The 18582-nt window shown below is 61.9% G+C and carries 16 protein-coding genes; 10 read left to right on the top strand and 6 right to left on the bottom strand.

The features are described 5' to 3' along the window. Positions 1-276: 276 nt before the first annotated feature. The 3 genes from HF916_RS51005 to HF916_RS20700 are packed head-to-tail and all read left to right on the top strand — an operon-like array spanning position 277 to position 2838. Positions 277-1272 carry an RHS repeat domain-containing protein gene (locus tag HF916_RS51005; RefSeq protein ID WP_240975455.1) on the top strand — a complete coding sequence of 332 codons (996 nt, stop codon included), beginning with the start codon at positions 277-279 and terminating at the stop codon, positions 1270-1272. Continuing rightward, complete coding sequence (locus HF916_RS51000; RefSeq protein ID WP_240975454.1) at positions 1202-2338, top strand: hypothetical protein; 1137 nt, start codon at positions 1202-1204, stop codon at positions 2336-2338. Before HF916_RS51005 ends, HF916_RS51000 begins: the two co-directional genes overlap by 71 nt. Further along, entirely contained in the window at positions 2338-2838 is a 501-nt protein-coding gene (locus HF916_RS20700) for a hypothetical protein (protein WP_168790704.1), read from the top strand. Before HF916_RS51000 ends, HF916_RS20700 begins: the two co-directional genes overlap by 1 nt. 131 nt (positions 2839-2969) lie before the next feature. On the opposite strand, the gene HF916_RS20695 is transcribed toward HF916_RS20700, so the two are convergent. Beyond that, positions 2970-4052, bottom strand: a complete 1083-nt coding sequence (locus HF916_RS20695) for a GlxA family transcriptional regulator (RefSeq protein ID WP_168790703.1) — start codon at positions 4050-4052, stop codon at positions 2970-2972. A gap of 193 nt (positions 4053-4245) precedes the next feature. On the opposite strand from HF916_RS20695, the gene HF916_RS20690 reads away from it, so the two are divergent. From HF916_RS20690 to HF916_RS20660, 7 genes are all read left to right on the top strand, one after another. Continuing rightward, positions 4246-5640 (top strand): L-serine ammonia-lyase, encoded by a 1395-nt coding sequence (locus HF916_RS20690; RefSeq protein WP_168790702.1) that lies wholly within the window; start codon positions 4246-4248, stop codon positions 5638-5640. A 58-nt stretch (positions 5641-5698) separates the two neighbouring features. Beyond that, positions 5699-6943, top strand: a complete 1245-nt coding sequence (locus HF916_RS20685; RefSeq protein WP_168790701.1) for a sarcosine oxidase subunit beta family protein — start codon at positions 5699-5701, stop codon at positions 6941-6943. Between the two features lie 28 nt (positions 6944-6971). Then, positions 6972-7298 carry a sarcosine oxidase subunit delta gene (locus HF916_RS20680; RefSeq protein WP_168790700.1) on the top strand — a complete coding sequence of 109 codons (327 nt, stop codon included), beginning with the start codon at positions 6972-6974 and terminating at the stop codon, positions 7296-7298. Then, positions 7295-10297, top strand: a complete 3003-nt coding sequence (locus HF916_RS20675; RefSeq protein WP_168790699.1) for a sarcosine oxidase subunit alpha family protein — start codon at positions 7295-7297, stop codon at positions 10295-10297. The genes HF916_RS20680 and HF916_RS20675 overlap by 4 nt, the downstream gene beginning before the upstream one ends. After that, positions 10287-10943, top strand: coding sequence for a sarcosine oxidase subunit gamma (locus HF916_RS20670; protein ID WP_168790698.1), 657 nt, complete (start codon positions 10287-10289; stop codon positions 10941-10943). Before HF916_RS20675 ends, HF916_RS20670 begins: the two co-directional genes overlap by 11 nt. A 56-nt stretch (positions 10944-10999) precedes the next feature. Next, entirely contained in the window at positions 11000-11263 is a 264-nt protein-coding gene (locus tag HF916_RS20665) for a hypothetical protein (protein WP_168790697.1), read from the top strand. A gap of 142 nt (positions 11264-11405) precedes the next feature. Beyond that, positions 11406-12824 carry an MFS transporter gene (locus HF916_RS20660; RefSeq protein ID WP_168790696.1) on the top strand — a complete coding sequence of 473 codons (1419 nt, stop codon included), beginning with the start codon at positions 11406-11408 and terminating at the stop codon, positions 12822-12824. 45 nt (positions 12825-12869) lie between these two features. Here HF916_RS20660 and HF916_RS20655 read toward each other — a convergent pair whose 3' ends face one another. The 5 genes from HF916_RS20655 to betI form a co-directional block, all read right to left on the bottom strand. Then, positions 12870-13271 (bottom strand): cupin domain-containing protein, encoded by a 402-nt coding sequence (locus HF916_RS20655; RefSeq protein ID WP_168790695.1) that lies wholly within the window; start codon positions 13269-13271, stop codon positions 12870-12872. Between the two features lie 17 nt (positions 13272-13288). After that, positions 13289-14455, bottom strand: coding sequence for a class C beta-lactamase (gene ampC, locus HF916_RS20650; protein ID WP_168790694.1), 1167 nt, complete (start codon positions 14453-14455; stop codon positions 13289-13291). Between the two features lie 149 nt (positions 14456-14604). Next, positions 14605-16290: a choline dehydrogenase gene (betA, locus tag HF916_RS20645; RefSeq protein ID WP_168790693.1), complete on the bottom strand. Its 1686-nt coding sequence runs from the start codon at positions 16288-16290 to the stop codon at positions 14605-14607. Positions 16291-16302: 12 nt separating this feature from the next. Next, positions 16303-17772 carry a betaine-aldehyde dehydrogenase gene (gene betB, locus HF916_RS20640; protein ID WP_168790692.1) on the bottom strand — a complete coding sequence of 490 codons (1470 nt, stop codon included), beginning with the start codon at positions 17770-17772 and terminating at the stop codon, positions 16303-16305. 43 nt (positions 17773-17815) lie between these two features. Beyond that, on the bottom strand, positions 17816-18403 hold the full coding sequence (gene betI, locus HF916_RS20635) for a transcriptional regulator BetI (protein ID WP_168790691.1): 588 nt from the start codon (positions 18401-18403) through the stop codon (positions 17816-17818). Positions 18404-18582: the final 179 nt, after the last annotated feature.

Here is an 18582-nt window from a genome sequence, read left to right as displayed (position 1 = left end):
CAACTCGGCGATCGGTCGACAGTCTCGTGTGTCGATGTCAAATCAGGCAATTTTTGTAGCGCACTTCAATGTCGTCTGACAGTTGTAATCCAGAGTTCCTACGACGTGCGTCGGTGTTTGTCGACTCACGTTAAAGTTGGTGAAGGCTTTTCGTAATTTTAGGAATTGTCGGATTTTTCGTTTGTTGCTGTCCCTATAGGGTGCTTGGGCTTTAACCAAGTACAACCAATAGGGACAACCATGATAAGAAACAGAATTAAAGAGAGTCAGGCCGGGATGGCGGCCCGCCTGCTCGCTGCATTCATGCTGCTCATGATGGCGTTCGGGGCGAACGCGGCTGATTGCAATGCGGTGTGGGCGGCCACTGGCGCAAAGCCAGGTTCGTCCAGCTGCAGGTGGGATGCTTACGCTGGCGTGCCAGGCGGCATGCAGTACTACAACTGCGTGAGTTTGCCGCTTATCGACGCGTGGTGCGCGACACCGGCGGATGATCAGCCCGAGGCCAGTTGTCCGGTTGCTGACCCGGTGTATCCCGGCAGCGGAGCGGTCACGTTGACGGAGGCCGATTTTGTCAGCGGTGACGACATTCCGATGCTTTTCGCGCGGACGTATCGTTCAAAGTCGCTGACAGCATCGGCGACGGCGATGGGGCCGGTCTGGTTCCATAGCTGGCAGCGTAACCTCGGACTAGCGAATGCCAATAACGGCAGCACGTCAACGGTGCTGGCCTATCGGGAGAATGGTGAGCCCATTACTTTCGTCTGGTCGGCTGGTACCTGGCGCACCAAGGCCTTCACTGGTCTGGCACTGGCGCAAAATGGCTCTGGATGGACGCTCACCGACCTCAACACGGACACTGCTGAATCGTATTCCGGCCAGGGTGTGCTGCTGGCTGAGCGCACAAAGACCGGCTTTGTTCGTACGCTGAGCTATGACGGCTCGGGGCTGCTGACCACTGTCACGCAGCACGCTGAAGGCACGGACGCCAACAAGGACATTACGCTCCGGCTTGGCTATGACGATAAGCGTCGTCTGTCACGTCTCAGCGATCCGCTAGGTGGTCTGACCCAGTACGGCTACGACGCAAATAGCAATCTTGTTTCGGTCACCTGGCCGGATGGTTATGCGCGACGCTATGTCTACGACGACACGCGCTTCAAGAACGCGCTGACTGGCGAGGTCGACCGGTCTACGTCCGGCGATGATCGCATCGCCAAAGCTGATCCAGTCGTTCGTGTACGACGCGAACGGCAATGTAACCGGGATAAGTGAGACGCCGACTACCGACCCGACCGGCTCCAGCGTTTTCGACGCAACCAAAGCTGACGGGGTGACGACCGCGTACGGCATGACCTACGACGCCGACAACCGGCTCGCGTTTGTGATGCAACTGGCGGACGGAAAGGCTGCTGCCCAGTGGAAAGTCAATCGTGACTCAACTGGCAATGCGTTCGCCATTGTCATGCTGGGAGACATTCCGCAAGCGACTGAGTTCATATCCCGCGACGCGGCACACCGCGTCCAGTACGGCTATAACCCAACGGGTGACTTTTTTCTCCGTTATGACCGACGTGGACGCATCGACAACTTCAAGTTCAATGAATACGCGAGTCCGGCGAACGGCGGAATTCGACGCGTGTTCAAGGCCACGTTCGGCTACTCGCCAGACGGACGGGTTGTGTCACGCACAGGTACGGTTGCGAAGAACGGCAGCGCTCTTGACCTGAACGACGGCACGGACATACCGATCTCCAGCGAAGAAACCAATCAGTGGATCGATAACTATAACTATGGTGATTCGCCGGTGGGACCGCCTGCCAATCTGCAGGGCGCGCGACAACTGCTCGGCGATAACTTCCTGGGCATGTCAACCGTTTGCAGCGGCTGTCATTTTTCGGCCGGGCTGATCGACGGCACGATACGCGGTATCGCGGTGGTCTATCGGCTGTTGCAGAACCCGGTCGTGCGCTATGGCATTGGGCAGGGGGCGAGAAAAGCTGCGGAGAACTGGGATCGCATCAAGCAGATGTGTAAGCCCGCTGCGGAGACGGAGGTGGATGGGATTCCGCCGGGGCGGATCACTTCGGAGTATGAAGATATTACGGTTGGTGACAGCGTTTGTAATATCGAAACCGACGTAGGCAAAGCGGAGTTTGAGGCAAACTTGCGCAATGACGGCTGGGAGCAGACGCTTAGCAAAGATGGCAAGATGGATATCTTCACTAAAGATGGGAATCGCTATGGTGTACGTGATCAGTCGAACCAGGGCCAGCCCACTGCAGACTATTTTCCTGCTGGTTCAAAAGGCGCAACCGTCAAAATCCGCTTGGGCAGCTAATGAGCAACATTGATTACATCAACGACCGCGAGACATTCACGCCGCTTTGGCGGCGTGCACGTGAGTGTATGGAACGGGTGTCAGTCACCTTGGCTTCGGAGTTGTTGCACTACGACTCTTCTAACATTGGGACGCAAGTTTTTCTCGACCTTATCCGGAACATTGCAGCGTTCAACGGAACGGGCGAGTTCGCTGTTGTGGTTCTCAATCCGGACCCGTTCAGCTACTTCAATATGCATTTCGGCAAGTACCCGGGATTCATCGTCGAAGCGCAGCATACCGACGACGATTTTTTTAAAATACTGATGAAGGATCCAGGAGACAGTCCGGCTGATGCGATTGGTTTTTATTCTGAGCAGTACGCAGTCTTGCCTGTATCGGGAGAATGGTTCTTTTATGCCGATCGAGGATGGGATGGCGGAACCGGTGTCTTCGGTGGTCCTCAGGACGTCATAAAATTTGCTCGGCAACGCTTTGCGTTTTATGAAAACCCGGGTTGAATTTTTTTGATTTGCCGCGATCGTGGAATGGGAGGTTGTGGCGGAGGGGCGCGCGTCCCGATCGACAGGTCCGAACACACGCTTACACCGTGGGCATTCGCTCAATGAAGTTCATGGCGCCTCACCCACCCTCAAATCGCCTGCGCCCGCCCCGGAAACGTTTCATCATAGTCCCCACTATCTTCCATTTCCGCCGCCGTGCCGCGTTGCTCGCGATACATCATCGGCGGCAAACCGAATTGCTTGCGGAATTCGCGGCCGAGATGCGAAGCATCGGAAAACCCGCAGCTCGACGCAATGTCGGCCACGGTCTTATCCGAACTCGTCAGCAGCCACGCGGCGGTGCGCAAACGCACCTGCTTCGCGTAGGCCTGCGGCGCCTTGCCCGTTTGCGCCTTGAAGAGCCGTTCGAGTTGACGCGGCGAAAGATCGAGCTTGCGCGCGAGTTCATCGAGCGACAGTGAACGGCCCACATGCTGCTCCATCAGCAGAATCGCGCGCTTGACCTTCGGATGCGTGGCCGGCGCGAGCCCCGGCGGATGCGGCTGCGGCGCATTGCCTTTCTGCATGTCGTCGACGAGCAGGATGCGCAGCGCCTTCTGCACCGTGGCGGTTTCGAAATGACGCAACAGGATCGCGGCGGCCACGTCGATCGACGCGCGTCCGCCGGAACACGTAATGCGCCGGCGGTCGATGACGAACAGGCGGTCGGCGATCAGCGCTTCCTCGTTCACCGACGGAAAGCGCTCGATGAAATCCCAGTAGTGAAACCAGCTCACGCAGATGCGGTAGCCGTCGAGCACGCCCGCGCGCATCAACGAGAACACGCCCGTGCACATGCCGACGAGCGTCGCATCGGTGGCGGCGGCGCGGCGGATGAAGGCGAGCGTGGCGTCGTTCGCGGCCGGCCCGGAATGCAGCAGGCCGCCCACCACCACCACGTAATCGAACGGTTCGGCGCTGTCGAACGTTTCCCACGGCGTGATCTGGATGCCGCAACTCGCGCGCACCGGAGCGAGGGTTTCCCCTATCACGCTCCACGAACAGCGCACGGGTTTGCTGAAATCGCCTTCGTCCGCGGACAGGCGCAGCAGGTCGACGAAACCCGAGAACGCCGTCAGCGTGAAGTTCGGCAACAGGATGATGCCGAAGCGGATGCGCTGCTTCGAAGTGCCGTCGATCGATTGAGGGGGAAGCGGTTCAGCGGAATTCATGCATGCAGCCAGCGAGGGAAAGGGTTGGATCAAGCATAGCACCGCGGATAGCGGCTACCGCGTATATGAGCGCAATTGGCCCGCTTGACGCCACTATCCCACTGCCATGCCGTTTTTATTCTATCGGTTCAATTTGACCTGCGGTGCAATAGAGGCCAATCCACCCAAGGCATCGCAACGCACAAGGCACGCCATGAACGTCAGCGTCTTCGATCTGTTCAAGATCGGTATCGGTCCTTCAAGCTCGCACACCGTGGGGCCGATGATCGCTGCATGCCGCTTCGCTTCGCATATCGAAGACGCCAATCTGCTCGGCTTCGTGCGCGCCGTGAAGGTCGACCTGTTCGGCTCGCTCGGCGCGACCGGCAAGGGGCACGGCACGGACAAGGCGGTGCTACTGGGACTCGAAGGCAATTTGCCCGATTCTATCGACCCGGACCTGATCGAGCCGCGCCTGCAGACGATCCGCGCGACCAAACAACTGGTGCTGCTCGGCAAGCATCCCGTGAGATTCGACGAGCGCGAGCATCTGGGCTTTTTCCGCAAGCTGATGCCGGGTGCGCCGGGTTCGGGCATCGTGCATCCGAACGGCATGCGCTTTCAGGCCTTCGACGAAAACGGCCAACTGCTGGTGGAGAAGGAGTATTACTCGATCGGCGGAGGCTTCGTGGTGAATCGCGAAGGCGATCGCGTGAACGGCGTGCGCGCCGGCGCGGACGTGCCGTATCCGTTTCGTACCGGCGACGATCTGATGCGCGTATGCCGCGAGACCGGTTTGTCGATCGCCCAGATCACGCTGCGCAACGAATGCGCGGCGCGTCCCGAACAGGAAGTGCGCGAAGGCTTGCTGGCGATCTGGCGCGCCATGGCCGCTTGCGTCGAACGCGGCTGCAAGGCGCGTGGCGAGTTGCCTGGTCCGATGCACGTGAAGCGCCGCGCCGCCGACCTGTGCGGACAATTGCGTTCGCGCTCGGAAGAATCGCTGCGCGATCCGCTCTCCATGCTCGACTGGGTCAACCTGTACGCGATGGCCGTCAACGAAGAAAACGCGGCGGGCGGGCGCGTCGTCACGGCGCCGACCAATGGCGCAGCCGGCGTGATTCCCGCGGTGCTGCATTACTACGTGAAGTTCATGCATGCGTCGAACGACGAGGGCATCGTCAACTTCCTGCTGACGGCCGCGGCGATCGGCATCATCTACAAGGAAACGGCGTCGATTTCCGGCGCCGAGGTGGGCTGCCAGGGCGAAGTGGGCGTGGCGTGCTCAATGGCCGCCGCGGCGCTTGCCGCCGTGATGGGCGGCACGCCCACGCAAGTCGAAAACGCCGCCGAAATCGGCATGGAACACAACCTCGGCATGACCTGCGATCCGGTCGGCGGACTCGTGCAGATTCCGTGCATCGAACGCAATGCGATGGGTGCGATCAAGGCGCTGAACGCCGCGCGCATGGCAATGAAGGGCGACGGCCAGCATTACGTGTCGCTCGACAACGTGATCAAGACGATGCGCGAAACCGGCGCCGACATGAAGACGAAATACAAGGAGACGTCGCGCGGCGGGTTGGCCGTGAACGTGATCGAGTGTTGAATCCCGCTTTTTATCAAATACGAAGCATTAGTCAAGACAGCACCAACAAGGACCCACGATGAGCCGCTATTCGATATTCAGCCTGTTGCGCAACGGGATGTCGTATCACGAGAACTGGGAGCGACAGTGGAAGAGCCCCGAGCCCAAACGTGAATACGACGTCGTGATCGTCGGCGGCGGCGGCCACGGTCTCGCCACCGCGTATTACCTCGCGAAGGAACACGGCGTGCGCAACATCGCCGTGCTGGAGAAGGGCTGGATCGGCGGCGGCAATACGGCGCGCAATACGACCATCGTGCGCTCGAACTATCTGTGGGACGAGTCGGCCGCGCTCTATGAAAAAGCGATGAAGCTGTGGGAAGGGCTCTCGCAGGATCTGAACTACAACGTCATGTTCAGCCAGCGCGGCGTGATGAACCTCGCGCACACGTTGCAAGACGTGCGCGACACCGAGCGCCGCGTGAATGCGAACCGGCTGAACGGCGTGGACGCCGAATTCCTCACGCCCGCGCAGATCAAGGAAATCGAGCCGACCATCAATCTGAACAGCCGCTATCCGGTGCTCGGCGCGTCGATCCAGCGTCGCGGCGGCGTGGCGCGTCACGATGCGGTGGCCTGGGGATTCGCGCGCGGCGCGGATCAGGCCGGTGTCGACATCGTGCAGAACTGCCAGGTCACGGGCATTCGCCGCAACGGCAGCCAGGTGATCGGCGTGGACACCACCAAGGGTTTCATCAAGGCGAAGAAAGTCGCGATCGTAGCGGCGGGCAATACCTCGACGCTCGCCGACATGGCCGGCGTGCGGCTGCCGCTGGAGAGCCATCCGTTGCAGGCACTGGTGTCGGAGCCGATCAAGCCGGTGGTCAACACCGTGGTGATGTCGAACGCGGTGCATGCGTATATCAGCCAGTCCGACAAGGGCGATCTGGTGATCGGCGCGGGTGTGGACCAGTACACGGGTTTTGGTCAGCGCGGCAGTTTCCAGATTATCGAAGGCACGCTCGAAGCGATCGTCGAAATGTTCCCGGTGTTCTCGCGGGTGCGGATGAACCGACAGTGGGGCGGCATTGTGGACGTATCGCCGGATGCGTGCCCGATTATCAGCAAGACCGACGTGAAGGGGCTGTATTTCAATTGCGGTTGGGGCACGGGCGGCTTCAAGGCGACGCCGGGTTCCGGATGGGCCTACGCGCACACCATTGCGAAGGATGAGCCGCATCCGTTGAACGCGGCTTTCTCGCTGGAGCGTTTCTATACCGGCCACCTGATCGACGAACACGGCGCCGCCGCTGTTGCCCACTAACACCACGCATTGCGACGAGGAAAACCAGATGCTATTGATCGAATGCCCGTGGTGCGGGCCCCGCGCCGAAACCGAATTTTCCTGCGGCGGCGAAGCGGACATTGCCCGTCCGCTCGACACCGACACACTCACCGACAAGGAATGGGGCGACTACCTGTTCATGCGCAAGAATCCGCGCGGCGTGCATCGCGAGCAATGGATGCACACGCAAGGCTGCCGCCGCTGGTTCAAGGCGCAGCGCGAAACGGTGAGCTACGAGATCCAGGGCTACGAAACATTTGAGCGGCCTTTGCTCGTGATGGACAGCACTGACGCCAAAGCACAAAACAAGGCACAAGAGGGCAAGGCATCATGAGCCAGAAAGACCGACTCCCCAACGGCGGCCGCATCAATCGCGCCCAGCCGCTGACGTTCACCTTCAACGGCCGCCAGTACCAGGGCTATCAGGGCGACACGCTGGCTTCGGCGCTGCTCGCGAACGGCGAGCATTTCGTCGCGCGTAGCTGGAAATATCACCGGCCGCGCGGCATCGTCACGGCGGGTGTGGAAGAGCCGAATGCCGTCGTGCAACTCGAAACCGGCGCGTACACGGTGCCGAACGCGCGCGCGACCGAAGTCGAGTTGTATCAAGGGCTCGTCGCCACTAGCGTGAACGCGAAGCCGAGCATCGAGAAAGACCGCATGGCGGTCAACCAGAAGTTCGCGCGCTTCATTCCGGCGGGCTTCTACTACAAGACTTTCATGTGGCCGCGCAAATTCTGGCCGAAGTATGAAGAAGTGATCCGCGACGCCGCCGGTCTCGGCAAGGCGCCGGAACACACGGACGCGGACCGCTACGACAAGTGCTTTGCACATTGCGACGTGCTGGTGGTGGGCGGTGGCCCGACCGGCCTCGCGGCCGCGCATGCCGCCGCGTTGTCCGGCGCGCGCGTGACGCTGGTCGACGATCAGCCGGAACTCGGCGGCTCGCTGCTGTCGTGCCGCGCGGAGATCGACGGCAAGCCTGCGCTGCACTGGGTGCAGAAAATCGAAGACGAACTGCGGCAGATGCCCGAAGTGAAGATCCTGTGCCGCAGCACGGCATTCGGCTATCAGGACCACAATCTCGTGACGGTGACGCAGCGGCTCACCGAGCATCTGCCGGTGTCGCAGCGCAAGGGCACGCGCGAGCTGATGTGGAAGATCCGCGCGAAACGCGTGATTCTCGCGACGGGCGCGCATGAGCGTCCCATCGTGTTCGGCAACAACGATCTGCCGGGCGTGATGCTGGCGTCGGCCGTGTCGACCTATCTGCATCGCTATGCGGTGCTGCCGGGCCGCAACGCGGTGGTGTTCACCAATAACGACGACGGCTATCAATGCGCGCTCGATCTGAAAGCGTCCGGCGCCCAGGTGACGGTGGTGGATCCGCGCGCAAGCGAGTCGAAGGGCACGCTGCCCGCTTTGGCACGCCGATACGGCGTCAAAGTGTTGAACGGTGTCGTGATCACGGCGGCGCACGGCAAACTGCGCGTGGCCTCGGTGGACGTCGCGTCGTATTCGAACGGACAGATCGGTGCGAAGCAGAGCGAACTTTCTTGCGATCTGCTCGCGATGTCCGGCGGCTGGAGCCCGGTGCTGCATTTGTTCGCGCAATCGGGCGGCAAGGCGCACTGGCATGACGAGAAGGCCTGCTTCGTGCCGGGCAAGGCGATGCAGCCGGAGACGAGCGTCGGCGCCTGTGCCGGCGACTTCACGCTGGGCCAGGGCATCCGTTTTGCGGTCGATGCCGGCGTCGAGGCGGCCCGCGCGGCGGGCTTTATCGTCGCGCGTCCGAATCCCGTGCAGGTGGCCGAGATCACGGAAGCGAAGATGCAGCCGCTCTGGCTGGTCGGCGGCCGCGAACTGGCTACGCGCGGGCCGAAGCAGTTCATCGATTTCCAGAACGACGTGTCGGCCGCGGATATTTTCCTCGCGGCGCGCGAGGGCTTCGAATCGGTCGAGCACGTCAAGCGTTATACGGCGATGGGTTTCGGCACGGACCAGGGCAAGCTCGGCAACATCAACGGCATGGCGATTCTCGCGCAGGCGCTCGGCAAGACGATTCCCGAGACCGGCACGACGACCTTCCGTCCGAACTACACGCCCGTCACCTTCGGCACGTTTGCCGGCCGCGAGTTGGGTGAATTTCTCGATCCGGTGCGCAAGACGGCGGTGCACGAATGGCACGTGGAAAACGGCGCGGCTTTCGAGGATGTGGGCAACTGGAAGCGTCCGTGGTACTACCCGAAGGCGGGCGAAGACATGCACGCGGCGGTGGCGCGCGAATCGCTTGCGGTGCGCACGAGCGTCGGTATTCTCGACGCCTCCACGCTCGGCAAGATCGACATTCAGGGCCCGGATTCGGCGAAGCTGCTGAACTGGGTCTACACGAATCCGTGGAGCAAGCTGGAGGTCGGCAAGTGCCGCTACGGTCTGATGCTCGACGAAAACGGCATGATCTTCGACGACGGCGTGACCGTGCGCCTCGCCGACCAGCACTACATGATGACGACCACCACCGGCGGCGCGGCGCGCGTGTTGACGTGGCTCGAACGCTGGCTGCAAACCGAATGGCCGGACATGCGCGTGCGGCTCGCGTCGGTGACGGATCATTGGGCGACTTTCGCCGTGGTCGGTCCGAACAGCCGCAAGGTGCTGCAGAAGGTCTGCCAGGACATCGACTTCGCGAACGCGGCGTTTCCGTTCATGAGTTATCGCGAAGGCACGGTGGCGGGCGCGGCCTCACGCGTGATGCGCATCAGCTTCTCGGGCGAACTGGCTTATGAAGTGAACGTGCCGGCCAACGTCGGGCGCGCGGTGTGGGAAGCGCTGATGGCGGCGGGCGCGGAATTCGACATCACGCCGTACGGCACCGAAACCATGCACGTGCTGCGCGCGGAGAAGGGCTATATCATCGTCGGCCAGGATACGGACGGCTCGATGACGCCGTACGACCTCGGCATGGGCGGGCTCGTCGCGAAGTCGAAGGACTTTCTCGGCAAGCGTTCGCTGACGCGCTCGGACACCGCGAAGGCAGGGCGCAAACAACTGGTCGGCTTGCTCTCGGACGATCCGTCGTTCGTGATACCCGAGGGTTCGCAGATCGTCGCGGGCCCATTCCAGGGCGAGACGGCGGCGATGCTCGGCCATGTCACGTCGAGCTACTACAGCCCGATCCTCAAGCGCTCGATCGCGATGGCGGTCGTCAAGGGCGGTCTCGACAAGATCGGCGAAACGGTCACGATTCCGCTTTCGAGCGGCAAACAGATTGCAGCGAAGGTCACCAGTTCGGTGTTCTACGACAGCGAAGGAGCACGTCAACATGTGGAATGAAACGAGAGGGACGGCGTCGGTCGTGGATCGTGCTGTCGGCAAGCAGACCGGCGTGTGGCAGGAGTCGCCGCTGGTGGGCACGGACGCGCTGCTGAAGAAGCATCAGGCGACGGCAAACGCGACGTTCAGATTGAACGAGCGGCCGTTTCTGGAACTCGTGAACGTGCGCGGCGATACGCGTGACGCCGCGTTCGTGCGCGCCTTTGAAAGTGTGCTCGGCTGCCGTCCGCCTGAAAAGGCGAACACGGTGGCGCGCGGCAACGGCTACGACGTGATGTGGCTCGGCCCGGACGAGTGGCTGGTGCGCTCGGCCACGGCGCACGACGCGACGCGTACCGCGCCGTTGCAGGCGAAACTCGGCGCGGCGTTCGCGGGCGTGTTCGCGTCGGCAGTGGATATCGGCAGCGGCTATACGGTGCTCGAAATCAGCGGCACGCGCACGCGTGAAGTGCTGTCGCGCGGTTGTCCGCTCGATCTGCATCCCAAGCTGTTCGGCGAAGGGCAATGCGCGCAGAGCCACTATTTCAAGGCATCGATGACGTTGCTGCCCACCGGCGCGAGCAGCTTCGACATCGTCGTGCGACGCAGCTTTGCGGACTATTTCGTGAAAATGATGCTCGACGCGGCCGAGCCGCTGATGTCGTAAGGCGCAGCGAGCGGTCCTGTTCGAACCGCTCGCGCGTTTCATCCTCGATATTCGCCATGACGTCGACACGTCTAGCCACCGCGCGCCTCACCGAGCGGGCGTGCCACGAAGGCGATGCCCATGCCGCGCTTGCGTTGCTCGACCAGAGCATCGTGCTGCGGCATCGGCGCATCGCGCTGATCCGCTATCTCCTCGCGCAGCAACTCGGCGCGCCGTTGCAGGCGCGTCATCATGAATACGTCGAAAGAATCGCCGCACGGCTGAGCGCGGATGCGCTCTCGCGCATTGCCGGCGCTGCACGGGCGCGTTTGCGGCCCTGAGCCTCGCGACCTGCATGGAAGGAACGACGCGCCCGTTCCATCCCGATGACGTATTTCTTCTATGTGGCCGATTTATGTCGGCTTCTACTGAAAACACCTCGGAGTACCCACGCGGCACTCGCCGCATTAACCAGGGGATGACATGTCCACCGCCTATCCGCCGCGCGCGAGCGCCGCCGCACGACTCGAACGACTGCCGTTCTCCGGTTATCACCGGACCATTTTCATCATCATCGCCATCGCGTTCTTTTTCGATTCCGTCGATCTTGGCACGATGACCTTCGTGCTCGGTTCGATCAAGACGGAATTCGGCTTATCGACCGCAACGGCCGGGCTGGTGGCCAGCGCGAGTTTCTTCGGCATGGTGATCGGCGCGGCGATCGCGGGATTGCTGGCGGATCGTTTCGGACGCCGGCCTGTGTTTCAGTGGAGCATGGTGTTGTGGGGACTCGCGTCGTATTTGTGCTCGACGGCACAGAGCGTCGAAGGGTTGATCTTCTATCGCGTGCTGCTCGGCTTCGGCATGGGCATGGAGTTTCCGATCGCGCAGACGTTGTTGTCGGAGTTCGTGCCGGCTGCGTCGCGCGGCCGCCTGATTGCACTGATGGACGGTTTCTGGCCGCTTGGCTTCATTACCTCGGGCGTGGTGTCGTACTTCGTCTTACCGTCCTTCGGCTGGCGCACGGAGTTTGCGCTGCTCGCGATTCCCGCTGTATTCGTGCTGATCGTGCGCCGCGTCGTGCCGGAATCGCCGCGCTGGCTCGAACATCGCGGACGTCTCGGTGAAGCGGACAAGATTCTCGCCGAGATCGAAGTGAAGGTGATGAAAGCGGCCGGGCTGAGTCAGTTGCGCGCGCCTGTCATGCTCGCAGAACCGCCGGCCGCGAAAAGTACGGGGGCGTTCCGTGAGATCTGGAGTATGGCTTACCGGCGTCGCACGATCATGGTGTGGACGCTGTGGTTTTTCGCGCTGCTCGGTTTCTATGGGCTGACTTCGTGGCTCGGCGCATTGATGCAGCAGGCAGGCTTTGCGGTGACGAAGTCGGTGTTGTACACGGTGCTGATTTCACTCGGTGGGATTCCCGGGTTTATTTGCGCGGCGTGGTTGGTCGAACGTTGGGGGCGTAAACCGACTTGCATCGCGTCGCTCGCGGGCAGCGCGGTAATGGCCTACGTCTATGGACAAACGGCGCTACATGCGCAGACGCCGACCTTGCTGATCTGCGCTGGGCTGGCGATGCAGTTCTTCCTGTTTGCGATGTGGGCGGTGTTGTACACCTATACGCCGGAACTGTACGGGACCGGTGCGCGCGCGACGGGTTCGGGTTTCGCGTCGGCAATCGGCCGCGTCGGTTCGCTGATCGGGCCTTACGTGGTGGGCGTGGTGTTGCCGATGTTTGGCCAGGGCGGCGTGTTCTCGCTCGGCGCGATGTGTTTTGTGATCGCGGCGGCGGCGGTGTGGATCCTTGGCATCGAGACGCGTGGATTGGCGCTCGAGACGCTGGTGTCGGAAGCGGTTGAAACGGATGCGCGGGGGGTGTTGAGTCCGGTGCGGGAGTGAGCGCGTGACTCAAGGTGCAGTCCGTTGAACTGCACCCTTGGTCGTTCAATTCTGCACGCGAATATTAAACGGCTTCCCAGGCACCCAAGCCCACGTCGCCAGCACTTTCGCGCCCACCGGTCCGGCAGTCGTTACATGGACAACATTCGCCGGCATCCGGTAACTCTCGCCGGCGTGAACGACTTGCGCCGCTCGCCCCTCGACCTGCACCGTGACTTCGCCTTCGAGCACATAGGCGACCTCCGGCCCGGTTGCCTTGTGCTTCGGCTTGGCCGCATTGGGTGGGAATTCGGCGATGCCCATGCCCATTTCGCGGTCCGTTCCCGGAACGGGGACGCGTTGAAGCACCACGGTCTCTTTGGCATCAGGCGCTTTTTCGCCGGCATTAGCCGAAGGCAGATTCATAAGAACCGCAGCGATCAACGGCACGCAACGCAAGCTGTTCATGATCGAGTCGCCCCTATTCAACGCGCGGACTCAGCAAGCGCCGTCAAAATCTTATAGGCAGCAGCCACCCGATCCTCGTTCGGGAAGTTCTTGTTGGCAAGCATCACAATGCCCAACTGTTTCTCGGGAACGAAAGCCACATAAGCGCCGAACCCATTGGTCGAACCGGTCTTGTTGATCCAGACATCTGAACGAGGCACGAGCGGCGGCTTGATTTCAACAGCGGGTATCGCCTTCAAAACCATCGCCGACGAATTGCCCACCAGCAACGTCTTCAATGCGACCGGATACGCGTATTGCTCCCAGATCAGATCCTGGGTCAACACACCTGCCTTGAAGTAGCCGGTGTGCGTTTCCGTGATCGCGCGCTGCAACTTCGCATCGAGTTGAAGCAGATTCATGTTGGCCTGCACGAAGCGCGTCATGTCGGCGGCGGTGGACTTGACGCCATAGGCTTCGGCGGACAGCACGCCGGGCGCCATGCGGATCGGCGCGCCGTCTTTCTTATAGCCTTGCGCGTAATCCGGCATCCGCGCTGTCGGGACGTCGATATAACTGTTCTTCAATCCCAACGCGGGAAACATGCGCCGTTCCATCAACGCCGTGAAATCCTGCCCCATGCTCTTTGCCGTGATCAGCCCGAGCGTGCCGATGCCGGGATTAGCGTAAGTCCGGCACGTGCCCGTTGCGCAACTGGGCTGCCATGCCTTGAAATACTGCATGAGTTCGTCGTCGTTATGGATTTCGTCCGGCACCTGCAAGGGCAGCCCGCCGGGCGTGTGCGTGCCCAGATTGACGAGCTTCACGTTGCCGAACTGACTGCCCTGAAGCACGGGCAAATACTTGCTCGTCGTATCCGACAGGGAAAGATCGCCGCTGACCTGCGCATACGAAGCCAGCGTCGCCGTGAAGGTCTTGCTGATCGAGCCGAGTTCGAACAGCGTGTCGCGCGTCACGGGCTTGCCGGTTTCCGTCGACGCCACGCCGTAGTTGTACACATAAGGCTTGCCCCCGACGATGATACCGACCGCCATGCCATGAATGCCGTCTTTCGCCATGAGCGGCTGGATCGCCGCGTCGACCGTCCGTTTGATGCTGTCTTGCGTGGTATCGGCTGCGTGGCTCATGGGAGCGGCTAACGCAAAGACTACGGTCGCCGTGAGGCTGAGGGCTCTGAACTTCATCTCTCGCGTTTCCTTGAATGTCTGTCGGCGGAGGCGCTCCACAATCACTCGGAGCGCCTTGAGGCCGCACTATCCAACTTTTGCCAGACGCTGACAATCGAGGATAACTTGCGCGAGGGTAAAGAAAAACTTGTGGGCAGACAGCGGTGTCAAACCGTCGCGATTTCGCGCTTTCTCGACGCCACGCCATTCGCCACGAAGTAGGGCGTGTCCACTCGCGCCAGCGGTTCACGTCCGCGAATCCGATCGGCGATCTTCTCCGCCAGCATGATGGTCGGCGCGTTCAGATTGCCGGTCGTGATGCGCGGCATGATCGACGCGTCCACCACGCGCAGCGCTTCCATGCCGTGCACGCGGCCCTCGCTATCGACCACGGCCATATCGTCGTAGCCCATCTTGCACGAACACGACGGATGAAACGCCGTCTCCGCCCGCATGCGCACGAAAGTGTCGAGCTGTTCGTCGGTAGTCAGCTCGGCGCCGGGATTCAGTTCGCGGCCGCGATACCGGTCCAGCACCGGTTGCCGCATGATCTCGCGCGTGATGCGAATGCCGTCGCGGAATTCGCGCCAGTCGAGCGGATCGGCCATGTAGTTGAACAGGATGCTCGGATGCGCGTTCGGATCGCGCGACGTGAGCTTCACTCGGCCGCGGCTCGGCGAGCGCATCGAACCGACGTGCGCCTGAAAGCCGTGCATTTTGATGGCATTTGAACCGTTGTAGTTGATCGCGACCGGCAGGAAGTGATACTGGATGTTGGGCCACAAATCGTCGTCACGCGTGCGGATGAAACCGCCTGCCTCGAACTGGTTGCTCGCGCCGATGCCCATGCCCTTGACCATCCATTCGAGTCCGATAGCCGGTTGATTCCACCACTGCAACGCCGGATAAAGCGAAACAGGCTCCTTGCACTCGTACTGGATATACATCTCCAGATGGTCCTGCAGGTTCTCGCCGACACCTGGCAGATCGTGAACGAGCGGCACGTCGAGGTCGCGCAGCCATGTCGAGCGACCCACGCCCGAGCGCTGCAGCAATTGCGGCGAGGCGATCGCGCCGCTGCACACCAGCACCTCGCGGCGTGCCTGCGCCTTCACCGCATTGCCATGATGCAAATACGCGACGCCGACCGCGCGCTTGCCGGAGAACAGCACGCGATCCGTCACGGCATGCGTGACGATGGTCAGATTCGGCCGCGTCTTCGCGCGATCCAGATAGCCGCGCGCCGTGCTGGCGCGCCGGCCGTTCGCCGTGACCGTGCGATCCATCGGGCCGAAACCTTCCTGCTGATAGCCGTTCAGATCGTCGGTGCGCGGAAAGCCGGCCTGCACACCGGCGTCGACCATCGCGGCAAAGAGCGGGTTGTTGCCGGGCTTGCTGGTGGTCACGTGCACCGGACCGTCGCCGCCGTGGTACGCGTTCGGGCCCGCATCGCGCGCTTCGGCCTTGCGGAAATACGGCAGACAATCCAGATAGGTCCAGTTTTCCAGTCCGGCATGCGCGGCCCAGCCGTCGTAATCGAGCGCATTGCCGCGGATATAGCACATGCCGTTGATCAGCGACGATCCGCCGAGCCCTTTCCCACGCCCGCATTCCATGCGCCGGTTGTTCATGTGCGGCTCGGGGTCCGTTTCGTACGCCCAGTTGTAGCGGCGGCCTTGCAGCGGAAAGGCGAGCGCGGCCGGCATCTGCGTGCGGAAATCGAAGCGGTAGTCGGGGCCGCCTGCTTCGAGCAGCAGCACGGTCACGTCCGCGTCCTCGGTCAGGCGCGAGGCGAGCACGTTACCCGCCGAACCCGCGCCCACGATGATGTAGTCGTATTCGTTCGCAGCCATCGCCAGCTCTCCTCAAAACACCGGTTGATACGGGCCGAGTTCGACCTGCACGGACTTGATGCGAGTGTAGTGTTCGAGCGTGGTGATGCCGTTTTCGCGCCCGACGCCCGATTGCTTGTACCCGCCCACCGGCATTTCCGCGGGCGATTCGCCCCACGTGTTGATCCAGCAGATACCTGCTTCCAGCCGATGAATCACGCGATGCGCGCGCGCCAGGTTCTCGGTCACGACGCCTGCGGCGAGGCCATAAGCGGTGCGGTTCGCGCGCGCGATGGCTTCGCCTTCGTCGTCGAAAACGAGGATGCTCATCACCGGCCCGAAGATTTCTTCGCGGACGATGCGCATGTCGTCATGACAGTCGGCAAAAACTGTCGGCTCGACATACTGGCCGTTGCCGAAGTGGCCTTCGGTGAGACGCTTGCCGCCCGCCAGGAGCCGCGCGCCTTCCTGCTTGCCGCTTTCGATGTAGCCCAGTACTTTGTGCAATTGCACTGCGCTCACTAGCGGACCAAAGTTGGTATCGGCATCAGTGGGCGCGCCCACGCGAATGCGTTTGACGCGTTCCAGCACCAGGGCCTCGAAGCGTTCGAGCACGCCGCGTTGCACGAACACACGCGTGCCGTTGGTGCACACCTGGCCGGAGCTGAAGAAGTTGGCGCTCATCGCGATGTCGGCGGCGCGTTCTAGATTGGCATCGTCGAATACGAGCAGGGGCGATTTGCCGCCGAGTTCCATCGTCACTTCTTTCAGCGACGACGCGGCCGCCATCGACATCACTTTCTTGCCCGTTTCCACGCCGCCGGTAAAGGAAATTTTCTCGATGTCCGGATGCGCGGCGAGCATCGCGCCGACGCGTCCGTCGCCTTGCACGACGTTGAACACGCCCGCGGGCACGCCGGCTTCGGTATAGATATCGGCGAGCTTCAGCGCCGACAATGGCGTGATCTCGCTCGGCTTGAAGATCATCGCGTTGCCGGCCGCGAGCGCGGGCGCCGACTTCCAGCACGCGATCTGGATCGGGTAGTTCCATGCGCCGATGCCCGCGCAAACGCCGAGCGGTTCGCGCCGCGTATAGACGAACGAGGTGGGCCGCAACGGAATCTGCTGTCCTTCTATCGCAGTGGCGAGCCCCGCGTAGTACTCGATCACATCCGCGCCGGTGACGATATCCACCGCGAGCGTTTCCGCAATCGGCTTGCCGGTGTCGCGCGTTTCGAGCGCGGCGAGTTCGTCGTTGCGCTCGCGCAGCAACTCCACCGCGCGGCGCAGAATGCGCGAACGCTGCATGGCCGTGAGCGAGGCCCATTCGCGTTGACCTTCCTGCGCGGATCGTACCGCGCGATCGACGTCGGCTGCCGAGGCCTGCTGCACGCTCGCGAGCGTCTCGCCGGTGGCGGGGTCGAGCGTGTCGAAGGTTTCGCCGCTGGTGGCGTCGACGTACACGCCGCCGATATAGAGTCGTTGCGTTGCGAATACCGCCATGACTTGCTCCTTTCTGAATGTGTCGCCGGTCTGTTTTAAATCCTTACTCGCGCGATGCGAGGACCAGATCGATATAGTCGTTGGCCACGCGGAGCGCGGCTTTGGTGTCGAACGGCTCACCCGACAGCGCGCCGCGCAGCCACAGGCCGTCGATCAGCGCCGCGAGACCGCTCGCCGCGCGGCGCGCCGCCGCACGCGGCATGGCCTTGGAAAAATCCGCGCACAGATTCGAGTTCAGACGGCGCGTGTTCACGTATTGCAGCCGCCGCAATGGCGCCTTGTGCATGCTCTCGGACCAGAACGCGAGCCAGGTTTTCATGACCGGGCCGCTGGTCTGCTCGGCGTCGAAATTGGCGGCGACCACCGCGCGCAGTTTGGAGCGCGGATCGGACTTCGCCGCCCGGCGCCGGCGCGATGTGGCTTGCCATAGATCGCGCAGCACGTGACGCATGGTGGCTTCGAGCAAACCGTCCTTGTCGCCGAAATAGTGGCTGACGATGCCGGTGGAAATGCTCGCGCGCTGCGCGACAGAAGCTAGCGTGGCTCCCGCGAGACCGGTCTGGTCGATCGTGTGGAGCGTGGCGTCGATCAACTGCGCGCGGCGGATTTCGCGCATTCCGAGTTTGGGCATGGTACGGGCGCTGTAGCTGGCGTTGGCTTCGGGCGGACCGCGTAAGACGAAAGCAATCCGTCCAGGTGGATTCGAACGGCCATGGTAGTTTTTTTATATTGAACGGTCAATCAATAACAAACCAAGTGCATCAGGATAGGCAAGGGCTCCGCTCGTCGTGTCGGTTCCGGCCAAACCCA

Source organism: Paraburkholderia aromaticivorans (assembly GCF_012689525.1).
Lineage (GTDB): Bacteria > Pseudomonadota > Gammaproteobacteria > Burkholderiales > Burkholderiaceae > Paraburkholderia > Paraburkholderia aromaticivorans_A.
The sequence above is the reverse complement of the archived record's forward strand: the minus strand, read 5'-3'. Positions and strand labels throughout refer to the sequence as shown.

Bases quoted from the DNA above. Each gene is read 5' to 3' on its own strand.
- HF916_RS51005 (WP_240975455.1), top strand. From the start codon at position 277: ATGGCGGCCCGCCTGCTCGCTGCATTCATGCTGCTCATGATGGCGTTC.
- HF916_RS51000 (WP_240975454.1), top strand. From the start codon at position 1,202: ATGATCGCATCGCCAAAGCTGATCCAGTCGTTCGTGTACGACGCGAAC.
- HF916_RS20700 (WP_168790704.1), top strand. From the start codon at position 2,338: ATGAGCAACATTGATTACATCAACGACCGCGAGACATTCACGCCGCTT.
- HF916_RS20695 (WP_168790703.1), bottom strand. From the start codon at position 4,052: ATGAATTCCGCTGAACCGCTTCCCCCTCAATCGATCGACGGCACTTCG.
- HF916_RS20690 (WP_168790702.1), top strand. From the start codon at position 4,246: ATGAACGTCAGCGTCTTCGATCTGTTCAAGATCGGTATCGGTCCTTCA.
- HF916_RS20685 (WP_168790701.1), top strand. From the start codon at position 5,699: ATGAGCCGCTATTCGATATTCAGCCTGTTGCGCAACGGGATGTCGTAT.
- HF916_RS20680 (WP_168790700.1), top strand. From the start codon at position 6,972: ATGCTATTGATCGAATGCCCGTGGTGCGGGCCCCGCGCCGAAACCGAA.
- HF916_RS20675 (WP_168790699.1), top strand. From the start codon at position 7,295: ATGAGCCAGAAAGACCGACTCCCCAACGGCGGCCGCATCAATCGCGCC.
- HF916_RS20670 (WP_168790698.1), top strand. From the start codon at position 10,287: ATGTGGAATGAAACGAGAGGGACGGCGTCGGTCGTGGATCGTGCTGTC.
- HF916_RS20665 (WP_168790697.1), top strand. From the start codon at position 11,000: ATGACGTCGACACGTCTAGCCACCGCGCGCCTCACCGAGCGGGCGTGC.
- HF916_RS20660 (WP_168790696.1), top strand. From the start codon at position 11,406: ATGTCCACCGCCTATCCGCCGCGCGCGAGCGCCGCCGCACGACTCGAA.
- HF916_RS20655 (WP_168790695.1), bottom strand. From the start codon at position 13,271: ATGAACAGCTTGCGTTGCGTGCCGTTGATCGCTGCGGTTCTTATGAAT.
- ampC (WP_168790694.1), bottom strand. From the start codon at position 14,455: ATGAAGTTCAGAGCCCTCAGCCTCACGGCGACCGTAGTCTTTGCGTTA.
- betA (WP_168790693.1), bottom strand. From the start codon at position 16,290: ATGGCTGCGAACGAATACGACTACATCATCGTGGGCGCGGGTTCGGCG.
- betB (WP_168790692.1), bottom strand. From the start codon at position 17,772: ATGGCGGTATTCGCAACGCAACGACTCTATATCGGCGGCGTGTACGTC.
- betI (WP_168790691.1), bottom strand. From the start codon at position 18,403: ATGCCCAAACTCGGAATGCGCGAAATCCGCCGCGCGCAGTTGATCGAC.